Source organism: Streptococcus oralis, from assembly GCF_003943825.1.
GTDB classification, from domain to species: Bacteria; Bacillota; Bacilli; order Lactobacillales; family Streptococcaceae; genus Streptococcus; species Streptococcus oralis_CD.
Genome location: NZ_RJNJ01000058.1, coordinates 1 through 747, shown reverse-complemented (window position 1 = coordinate 747; position 747 = coordinate 1). Strand labels below are relative to the sequence as shown.

At 42.4% G+C, this 747-nt stretch carries 1 protein-coding gene; it reads left to right on the top strand.

The window, feature by feature from the left end:
- Window positions 1–747 (top strand): metallophosphoesterase family protein (locus D8863_RS10540; protein ID WP_125441862.1); only part of this gene is annotated, 747 nt, incomplete at both ends.

Here is a 747-nt window from a genome sequence, read left to right as displayed (position 1 = left end):
GCTAAAAAGGCAAAGGTAGATGAGTACTGGCTTTTGGGGGATATTCTTATGCCAGGAACAGGACGTAGAAGGATATTGAATCTTTTAGCGGTTTTGCCTATTACTGTAAGAGTTCTTGGTAATTGGGAGAATAGTCTCTGGCGAGGTTTGCATCGTAAGCTAGATTTGACAAAAGCTAGTCATCGCTACCTCCTACGTCAATGCCAGTATATATTAGAAGAAATCAGCCCTGAAGAAATCGAAGACCTCCACAATCAACCCATGCAAGTTCATCGTCAGTTTGGTGATCTGATGGTAGGAATTACTCACCATCTCCCTGATAAAAACTGGGGAAGAGAATTGATCCATACGGGAAAACAAGAAGATTTTGATAGATTAGTGACGGGACCGCATGCCTCCATCGCAGTATATGGTCATATCCACCAACAGTTGCTTCGTTATGGAAGTGATGGACAGTTGATTCTTAATCCAGGGTCCATTGGACAACCCTTCTTTTTAGATGCGGGATTACGTAAGGACCTGCGGGCCCAGTATATGATCTTAGAGTTTGATGAAGCAGGTTTGGCTGATGTTGATTTTCGTCGAGTGGATTATGATGTAGAAGCTGAATTGCAGTTGGCTAAAGATTTAAAGCTCCCCTATTTCCAGGTCTATTATGAAAGTTTGGTAAATGGGATTCACCACACTCATAACCAGGAACTTCTGTATGAGATTGCCCAAGAACAGGGGCATGATATTGAGTTGGAT